Raw genomic sequence first — 8,729 nt, forward strand, 5'->3', positions numbered from 1 at the left:
ATGCCCGGTCCCGAGCCGTCGCGGTCCGTGGACGCCGACGACCCAGGTGGCGCGGTCCTGGCCGTGCCCGCGTGGCTCGCCCGGACCCGGGAGACCGGCTGGCGGCTGGTCGTCTCGTCCGTAGCCTCCTCGATGCGACACCGGGTGACCGGGCTGGCCGCGGAGGCGGCGTTCTTCACGGTGCTCTCGGTCCCGCCCCTGCTCTTCGCGCTGACCGGAGCGATCGGCTACGTCACCGAGTCGTTCAGCCCGGGCCAGGTCGACCACGTCCGCACCGCCATCCTCGACCTCGCCTCGCGCTTCCTCACCGACAGCGCGGTCCACCGGGTGATCCAGCCGACCATCGACGACGTGCTGCGCGGCGGGCGGTTCGACGTGGTGTCGGTGGGGTTCGTCCTGGCCCTGTGGTCGGGGTCGCGGGCGATGCACGTCTTCGTCGACACGATCACGATCATGAACGGGCTCAGCGGTCGTCGCGGGATCGTCAAGACCCGCGCGCTGTCCTTCGGCCTCTACCTGCTGGCGATCGTCACCGGCGTGGTCGCACTGCCCCTGGTCGTGGCCGGCCCGCGGCTGGTGCGTGAGTGGCTGCCACACCGGGCGGGCTTCCTGATGGGCTTCTACTGGCCGGTGGTGGTCATCGTCTGCATCTGCTTCCTGGCCACGCTGTACCACGTCTCCATCCCGGTCCGGAGCCGTTGGCGCACGAACCTTCCTGGCGCGGCGTTCGCCTTCGGGGTGTGGATCCTCGGCAGCTTCGCGCTGCGCATCTTCCTGACCGCGACGGCGTCGGACTCCCGCTCGATCTACGGTCCGCTCGCCGCCCCGATCGCCGTCCTGCTCTGGCTCTACATCCTGTCGATCGCGGTGCTGGTCGGGGCCGCCCTGAACGCCGCCGTCGACACCGTCTTCCCGGAGGGGTCGGCCCAGGTCGTTGGCTAGCGCAGGTGCACTAGGGTCTGCCCGTGCCCGACGACCAGGAGCGTCACGAGCAGTCCCGTCACGGGTTCGTCGTGCTCCCCGACCGCGGCAACACCATCTGGCGGGCGCTTGCGCAGCGCGTGGCGCTCGGCGTCGGGATCATCGCCGTCACCGTCCTGCTGGTCTACCTCGACAGGAACGGCTACGTCGACAGCAACGACCCGACCGGGAAGATCAACCTGGCCGACTCGATCTACTACACGACCGTCACGCTGAGCACGACCGGGTACGGCGACATCGCGCCGGTGGCCGAGCACTCGCGGTTGATCAGCGCGTTCGTCATCACCCCGCTGCGCATCGCCTTCCTGGTCCTGTTGATCGGGACCACGCTCGAGGTCGCGGCCGCCCAGGGCCGTCGCATGCTGCGCATCGCCCGTTGGAGGAGACACATGAGCGACCACGTCGTGATCGTCGGCTACGGCACCAAGGGGCGCAGCGCGGCGGAGACCCTGGTGAACAACGGCATCTCGCGCGAGGACATCGTGGTCGTCGACAAGGGTGGAGCGGCAGTCTCCGACGCCCATGCCGACGGCCTCGCCGTGGTCACCGGCGACGCGACCCGCAGCGGAGTGCTCCAGCGCGCCGGTGTCGAGCGCGCCACCCAGGTCATCATCACCACCGACCGCGACGACTCCAACGTCTTGTCGACGCTGACCGTGCGCCAGCTCAACGCGGGCGCCTACATCGTCGCGGCCGTGCGGGAGCACGAGAACGCACCGCTGATGAAGCAGTCCGGAGCCAACTCGGTGATCACCTCCTCCGACGCCGTGGGGCGGCTGCTGGGCCTCTCGTCGCTCTCGCCGACGCTGGGCACCGTGATGGAGGACCTGCTGACCTACGGCGAGGGCCTCGAGGTGGCCGAGCGCGACCTGCTCGTCTCCGAGGTCGGCCAGCAGCCGCAGACGCTGCCGGACCAGGTGATCGCGGTCGTGCGCGACGAGACGGTCTACCGGTACTTCGACCCCACGGTCACCCAGCTGGCCCGCGGCGACCGGCTGATCGTCGTACGCCCCGCCAAGGAGCTGCCGTGGGCGCCCCGACCGGGCACGCACGGCGAGGAGACCGACCTCGACGAGACCTGACCGGCGACCGAGCTCCGCCGACCGGCTCCGCGGAGTCAGTCCGGCAGTCGCTGCGGACGCCGGTCGATCTGCATGAAGATCTCCGGACGCGGCAGCGGAGCGAAGCCCGCGCGGGCATAGACCTCGTGGGCGTCGCGGGTCCCCAGCAGGATCCGGTGGACGTCGCGCTCCTCGGCCCACCGCACCGCCCACCGGGTGAGGGCGCTCCCGAGCCCGTGGCCACGATGGGCCGGGTCGACGTAGACGTCGCAGTACCACGCGAACGTCGCGCCGTCGGAGACCAGCCGAGCCACCGCCACCTGCCCGTCGGGGCCGGCGTAGATCCCGCAGACCGCCGACGCGGCGAACGAGCGCTCGACGATCTCGCGGGGCCGTCCCTTCGCCCAGTACGACTCGCCGCTGAGCCAGGCGAAGACGCGGTCCATGTCGAGCTCGTCGTGAGCCTCGCTGAGGCGGTACGGAGCGGTGGTCACCGGACAACTCTGCCGTACGTCGCCGGGCGGGCCCGAAGCCGGGTCGGGCGCCGAGATCGTCGCCGCCCGCTCGCGACACCGGGCGTTCACCCGGATGCCCGAGGATCGGGCGGTGACGTCCGGCCCCGGCCTGCTGCCGCCGCTGACCGCGGCTGACCGGGCACCATGAGCGCCCCCGGGTGCTCGTCCAGCACGCCTCGGCCGCGGCCGGCCGCGATCTCGGTGATCCGTTCGACGCCTGGCCGCGTAGCCCGGGGGAGCGGGCAGGCGGCGCACATCAGAGGCGCCGAGGTCCGTCTCGTACGCCGGGTCGTCTCGTCGTCTCGCGCGGCATCAAGGCGGTCGGCGACTGAGCCTGCCCAGAGCCGGCCGGGCGGCGATCCCGGGCACCAGTCGACATGTCGTCGTCAGTCCGTCTTCACATGTCGCGGTAGCGCTCCGCCGCGGCCAGCTTCTCCCGCATCACCTCGGGGGTGATCGCGACTCCGCTGCCCGGGGGCGGCGGCCAGGTCCCGGTGGTGTCGCCGTTGTAGAGGCCGGCGTACGCCGCGGTGTCGCGCTGGTAGCGCCAGCCCTCGGCCAGTGGCCCGGCGTCGTACGCGTCGTACCCGATGCTGTCGAGGAACGACGTCACCTCGGCCTTGGCGTCCGCGTCGTCGCCGGCGATCGCCAGCACCGAGCGGTCCGGGCTGCCCGACGGCCGGGCCAGCTCGCGCAGCTGCACGTAGGAGATGTTGTTGAACCCCTTGACCACCCGGCTCTGCTCCAGGTGACGCTGGACGAGCTCGCTGGTGGTGGTCGACTCGTCGTCGAGCTCGGTGACCTGTCCGTCCCGCTGCGGGTAGTAGTTGCAGGTGTCGATGACGACCTTGCCCGCGAGCGGGGCAGCGGGCACCCGGTCGACCGCTGCGAGCGGGACCGTCACGACGACCAGGTCGCCGGCCCTCGCGGCCTCGTCGGGTGTCGCGGCTCGGGCGCGCGGTCCGAGGTGGGCGACCAGGTCGGCCAGGGTCTCGGGACCTCGACTGTTGCTCAGCACGACGTCGTGGCCGGCGTCGACCGCGAGCCGCGCGACGGTACTGCCGATATTTCCGCTTCCGATGAGCCCGATGGTCCTCATGCCGTCCCAACCGGACCCGTGCGGCGCGAATTCCGCAGCGGTCGGGGTCCTCGTGGCGACCCCAGCCGGAGAATGTGAACGCGCCCCGCTCGGTCCGAGTGGCGAGGCGCGTTCCCCGGCACGGGTCCCGGGACGGACGCTGCGTCGAGGTGGACGTGCCCAGCGGCCGCGTGTCCAGTCTGTCGGCCACGCTGCCGGGTTGTCGTCACCCGACTGAGGTACGGCGCCGGGCCGCCGAGACCGGGGCCCCCGCGACGCAGGCCTGTGCCGGCGCCGCGGGGTGGCGCCCGGCATGGGTCGGGACGCCACTGGAGAGACACCGCTTTACCTCGGTTGTGACGCCGCCGAGAGGTCACTTCCCGGCTCGAAGGGACAAATCGGCTGCCGGATCGGCACCGAAACGGACCCCCGGCCAGAGATGCTGCCGCTCCGAGGCCGATTGGCAACGAAGACTGGTGCTGAACGCGCGTCACATCGGGCACCGTCGGTCGTTGGTACTCACGGGGGGTCTCGTGTGCGCGCCGACGACGTCGGCGTGCGGCACACAAGGGGGCCCCCGCAGGCCGGTCCGGGTGCGTGTGCCCGGCCGGAAGATGGGCTCGACTCCCCGTGTCGGGCCCAACGAGGGGTGGCCGGTCCGGACTCGGGGGGAGTCCCTGACGGCCACCCCTCACCCTCGTCCTGGCCCGGGGCCCGAGGTGTCGCGGGCCGGCGTCGTAGCCCGGCGCGACCTCGGTCGTTGAGACATGAGTGCGCCCCACGGCGTCATGGGGCTGCCGCGGGGCGCACGTTCCTCGCCCTAGAACCGAGGAACACGGCCAGGGTAGCGGCGCGGCCTGCTCGCTCCCAGACCCGACCGGTTGAGTCCGGACGAACCTGACGCCCGCCGGCTCTCCAAGACCGGCGGGCGTCAGGTGTGTGCTTTCGAGCTTGGCGGCACCCGTCGGAGCATGGGGTCACCGACGGGTGCGGGCCTCTTGACGAGGCCAGCTCGAGGCTACGTGCCCCGCCCCTCGAGCGACATCCCCAGTTGTCGGGAACCCGCCTGCACGCGGCGACGCGAAGCGCCCCACGGCGCATGGGGTGCCGTGGGGCGCTGACCTCCGGCGGGGGTCCGGAGATGCTTCGCCGGCGTGCCGCACGACAGCCGACCCCCAGCGTGCCCCCGGGGACGCCTGTACGTCGTCACCCCGCCGGGTGACGTCGTCCCGATCCGGTGTTCATGGGTGACCGCGCCGCCCTTGACCGTGGTGCAGCCCGCTCACTCGGTGTCGGGGAGGGTGCCGCGCGAGATGGCCTGGGCGACCCGCTGCACGTGCTGCGGGTTGTGGGGCACCCCGGGCAGTCTGCCGCGCAGCCTGGACATCAGCACCGAGTGAACGCGGGCGGCGTCCTGGCCGCGCATCTCTCGGTTGACACGACGGATCGTCTCGGCCTCGAGGCGAGCCACTGCTGCGTCGAAGCCCGTCTCCCGTGCGTCGAGCCTCGTCCAGTCGATCGGCACCTTGCCCACGCTAGGGCTCGCCGGTGTCCGTGGCTAGACAGGGGCCATAGCCGGGCTGGACAGGGCTCGAGGTGGCGAACGGCGAGTCCCGCGCCCCGGAGCAGGCGCTCCGCGACCGCACTGGGCGGTCGCGGAGCGCTGTCGCTGGAGCATGCGAGTCAGGCAACGGGGGTATACCCGGATCACGGCTCGAGCGAGTGCCACGTGGGAGAGCGCGGCGAGTCTGAGGTTAAGGCTGAGGCTTATGGTGCACAAGAGCACACCTGTGATCAGGTGGGCCGCCCGGTTCCCAGCCCGGAAATGTGAGAACCCCCGATCGCCGAGGCGTCGGGGGTCACTCGCGCCGCTGTTGGGGGGGTAGCGGCAGCCGGATCCGAAGGGGGGATTTAAGGACCCGTTGACACAAGTATGGCGACAGATGTGCCAGCCCGCTGGCAATTTCCCGAAATTCCTTGGGAAGAGTCCATGAGTTGAGTGATTCTTAACCCAACGGGGGACCGGCCCCGCTGGCTACTGGGGGGCAGCCAGCGGGGCCCCAAAGCCAAACAGTCGATGGGGAGACTGAAGATGAACGCATTCATGTGGGTGATGCTCGGCTTCGCGGTGGTCACGGGCGCGATGCTGGTCGGGGACTGGATCAAGGACCACCGACCGGTGGCGCTCGCCACGCGGTCCTGACGACTTGGGCCGGGCCGCTGCACTCGGGTCGTCCGCTCCACGCCGGGCTCTGACCCGCCGTCAGGCGGACGACCGAGTCGGAGAGCGTGGAACGCCCCGGCCTCGTCCCCGGCCGCGCGCGTCCGATGTTCGATGCTCGGGGGCCGGATGTTGCTGGTGGGCGATACTGGGTTTGAACCTTTCAGAGCCGGGCCCTCGCGGTCTCGCTGGCGACACTGGATTTGGCGTAAACTCGCAGGTCAGAGGGCACTTACGGGATCTTCAGACGCCTGCCAGACGTCGACATCTTCGGACACGTTCTGACGTCTATGTTCCCCGTATGTTCCCCAAAGGGCGACACTGGAGGAACAAAAGATGGCTCGGGAACCTTCTATCGCCCGCCGTGGCTTCGGGCGGATCGAGCGGCGCGAGTCCGGCCGCTACCGCGCGGCGTACACGGGTCCGGACGGTCGGCTCTACCGGGCGCCGACGACCTTCGACGCCAAGGAGGATGCCGTCGCCTGGCTGGCCAACCGACGTGCGGAGATCCAGATGGAGGTCTGGGCGCCCGACGCGGCCGCCCGCGGCGCCTCCCGCCTCGCGGTGCCGACGATGAGGGCGTACGGAGACCAGTGGCTCCAGGGCCGCAAGACCCGCGGCCGCGAGCTGCGCCCGACTACGCGGCAGCAGTACCGGATGCTCCTCGACACCTACATCTACCCGACCTTCGGCGACGAGCGGCTCGACCGGATCACCGCCGACGACGTCACCCACTGGTACGACGCCCTGGCGCCCGGCAAGGAGACGATCCGGTCGCAGGCATACAGCCTGCTCCGCACCATCCTCGGTTCAGCGGCCTCGGCGCGTCCCAAGCCCCTAATCCCGTACAACCCGGCGCACATCCGCGGCGCCGGCAACGTCAAGCGAGCGCACAAGGTCCGACCCGCGTCGCTCCAGGAACTGGAGACGATCGTCGAGGCGTTGCCCGATCGCTACAAGCTGATGGCGCTTCTCGCCGCCTGGTGCGCGATGCGCTTCGGCGAGCTGGCCGAGCTGCGCCGCGGAGACATCGACCTGCGCACCAACCGGGTCTCGATCACTCGCGGCGTGGTCCGTGTCGGCGGCGGCTTCTTCGTCGGCTCGCCGAAGTCCGACGCCGGCGTCCGCGACGTGGCCATCCCGCCGCACCTGCTCCCCGTCGTGAAGGCGCACCTCAAGAACCACACCGGCAAGGGCAAGGACGCCTTGCTCTTCCCGGCCGCGGCCGACAGCAACGCCCACATGGCACCGTCGACGCTCTACAAGGTCTACTACCCGGCTCGGAAGGCCGCTGGCCGCGAGGACCTGCGTTGGCACGACCTCCGCCACACCGGAGCGGTCCTCGCCGCGCAGACCGGCGCCACCCTCGCGGAGCTCATGGGCCGCCTCGGTCATTCCACGCCTGGTGCGGCCATGCGCTACCAGCACGCAGCTGAGGATCGGGATGCGGAGATCGCGAGACGACTGTCCGCACTCGTTGACGTGAAGGCGCGGTAGCGGCGGCAGACGACTGATGCGTCACGAAATGAGTGAGCCTGAGGGCCGTTGGCGGATCTACCCTGAGGCCCATGTCGAATCCGCCCGTGTGTCGTCGTTGCGGGGAGCCTGTGGTCGCATCCGCCGAGCAATATGAGGTCTTCGAGCGGATGCACTACGTCTGCTTCCACTATGAGTTCGAGCATCAGGGTGATCCCGACGTCGAGTGCCCGGCGGGTGGCTGCCCAGCGGCCGGGATAACCCTCCCATCACTCCTGTTCAGGACGGAGGGCCTCGACCTCGCTCAGGCTGGCAATACCGTCGTGCCAGCCATCCTCGCCCTGGAGAAGCTCGGCTTCGCGGTCGAGCACCACGATGACGGCTTCGCTGCGACGGCGAGGGGTTCACGGTTCGTTGCAGAGGATCCAGTTGCTCTCCTCGGCCTCATCAAACTGGTTGAGACGCGTCGTCCCTGGCGCGCAACTGACGCCGAGATCGATGACGCGCTCGGCAGGTACGACCTCTGACGCGACCGGAGCGCCATCGCCAGTCAAGACATGCGCGCGGACACGATGTAGTGCAGCCTGAGTACGTGCCAATGTACGTAGAACTTCGTGACGGCGAAGGCCGGGTGATGCGAGGGATGCCAGACCCCTCGGGCGGCCGTTTCGACGCGGCGGGGGACTTCGACCGGTTCTTCGACGAGTCATACGCCGGCCACATCAGCGACCTGCGCCTCGGCACCTTGGGCAAGGTCGATCCGTACGCGGCAACCGAAATGCGGCCCGATCGCATGAGGTTGCTGCTTGCCGACATCGAACTGGCGCTTCCGGCGGCGAAGCCAGGACCCGAACGGCGAGGCCTACTCCGACTCAAGGCCATGGCCGAGACCTGTGCAGCGTTACCGAAATCCACGATGGTTTGGATCGGCGACTGAGTTGGGCCAGCGCTATTTGCCGGGCGCGAGCGGTTTCTCGCCACCGAAGTACGGCAGCAAGTCATCTGAGATGTTGCCGTCGAGCGGAAGGCTCAGTAGTCGAACCACGCCAATCGCCAGGACTCGGAACACTTCCCAGGAACTGTCGACCTCGTGAACTGCTGCCCACCGGAATGTCAGCGTTCCGGGACCAACGCGATCGGGCTCCTGGAGGGCGCCCGCGAGCACCCCGCCGACGTACTCGTGAGGAAGCCCTACGCGCGCGCGATCGAAGGGCTTAGGGGCTCGGGAACGGGTTCGTTGAGTGGCTCCAACTGCCACTCGGAGGTACGGGTAGTCGTGGGGCTCGAAGGTGGCACCGAGCACGCCGTACTCACCATGGCCGCCGAAGCCGACGCGGTATCCCCAGGCCGCCTGCCTCTGAACCGCGGGAGGCGGAACATTGTCCTGCCAACGCCAG

9 protein-coding genes are annotated in these 8,729 nt (G+C 69.9%); 5 read left to right on the plus strand and 4 right to left on the minus strand.

The window, feature by feature from the left end; genetic code table 11:
- Both VHW64_RS10915 and VHW64_RS10920 read left to right on the plus strand, forming a co-directional pair.
- Positions 1 to 942 (plus strand): YihY/virulence factor BrkB family protein, encoded by a 942-nt coding sequence (locus tag VHW64_RS10915; protein WP_329650580.1) that lies wholly within the window; start codon positions 1 to 3, stop codon positions 940 to 942.
- 23 nt (positions 943 to 965) lie between these two features.
- Positions 966 to 2,063, plus strand: coding sequence for a potassium channel family protein (locus tag VHW64_RS10920; protein ID WP_329650581.1), 1,098 nt, complete (start codon positions 966 to 968; stop codon positions 2,061 to 2,063).
- A gap of 35 nt (positions 2,064 to 2,098) precedes the next feature.
- Here VHW64_RS10920 and VHW64_RS10925 read toward each other — a convergent pair whose 3' ends face one another.
- From VHW64_RS10925 to VHW64_RS10935, 3 genes are all read right to left on the minus strand, one after another.
- On the minus strand, positions 2,099 to 2,536 hold the full coding sequence (locus VHW64_RS10925; protein ID WP_329650582.1) for a GNAT family N-acetyltransferase: 438 nt from the start codon (positions 2,534 to 2,536) through the stop codon (positions 2,099 to 2,101).
- A gap of 418 nt (positions 2,537 to 2,954) precedes the next feature.
- On the minus strand, positions 2,955 to 3,656 hold the full coding sequence (locus VHW64_RS10930; RefSeq protein WP_329650583.1) for an NADPH-dependent F420 reductase: 702 nt from the start codon (positions 3,654 to 3,656) through the stop codon (positions 2,955 to 2,957).
- A gap of 1,261 nt (positions 3,657 to 4,917) precedes the next feature.
- On the minus strand, positions 4,918 to 5,160 hold the full coding sequence (locus VHW64_RS10935; protein WP_329650584.1) for a hypothetical protein: 243 nt from the start codon (positions 5,158 to 5,160) through the stop codon (positions 4,918 to 4,920).
- A gap of 1,032 nt (positions 5,161 to 6,192) precedes the next feature.
- Between VHW64_RS10935 and VHW64_RS10940 the strand changes: the two genes are divergently transcribed.
- From VHW64_RS10940 to VHW64_RS10950, 3 genes are all read left to right on the plus strand, one after another.
- Positions 6,193 to 7,353, plus strand: coding sequence for a site-specific integrase (locus VHW64_RS10940; RefSeq protein WP_329650585.1), 1,161 nt, complete (start codon positions 6,193 to 6,195; stop codon positions 7,351 to 7,353).
- A gap of 71 nt (positions 7,354 to 7,424) precedes the next feature.
- Positions 7,425 to 7,859, plus strand: coding sequence for a hypothetical protein (locus VHW64_RS10945; protein WP_329650586.1), 435 nt, complete (start codon positions 7,425 to 7,427; stop codon positions 7,857 to 7,859).
- Positions 7,860 to 7,924: 65 nt separating this feature from the next.
- Positions 7,925 to 8,269: a hypothetical protein gene (locus VHW64_RS10950; RefSeq protein ID WP_329650587.1), complete on the plus strand. Its 345-nt coding sequence runs from the start codon at positions 7,925 to 7,927 to the stop codon at positions 8,267 to 8,269.
- Between the two features lie 12 nt (positions 8,270 to 8,281).
- Here VHW64_RS10950 and VHW64_RS10955 read toward each other — a convergent pair.
- Positions 8,282 to 8,729, minus strand: a 448-nt coding sequence (locus tag VHW64_RS10955; RefSeq protein WP_329650588.1) for a hypothetical protein, incomplete at its 5' end; no start/stop codon positions are given.

The sequence above is a fragment of the Nocardioides sp. genome (assembly GCF_036267815.1).
GTDB lineage: Bacteria > Actinomycetota > Actinomycetes > Propionibacteriales > Nocardioidaceae > Nocardioides.

What these genes read in the sequence shown, in the direction of transcription:
- VHW64_RS10930 (WP_329650583.1), bottom strand. Translation starts at nt 3,656, where the DNA reads ATGAGGACCATCGGGCTCATCGGAAGCGGAAATATCGGCAGTACCGTC.
- VHW64_RS10945 (WP_329650586.1), top strand. Translation starts at nt 7,425, where the DNA reads ATGTCGAATCCGCCCGTGTGTCGTCGTTGCGGGGAGCCTGTGGTCGCA.
- VHW64_RS10940 (WP_329650585.1), top strand. Translation starts at nt 6,193, where the DNA reads ATGGCTCGGGAACCTTCTATCGCCCGCCGTGGCTTCGGGCGGATCGAG.
- VHW64_RS10915 (WP_329650580.1), top strand. Translation starts at nt 1, where the DNA reads ATGCCCGGTCCCGAGCCGTCGCGGTCCGTGGACGCCGACGACCCAGGT.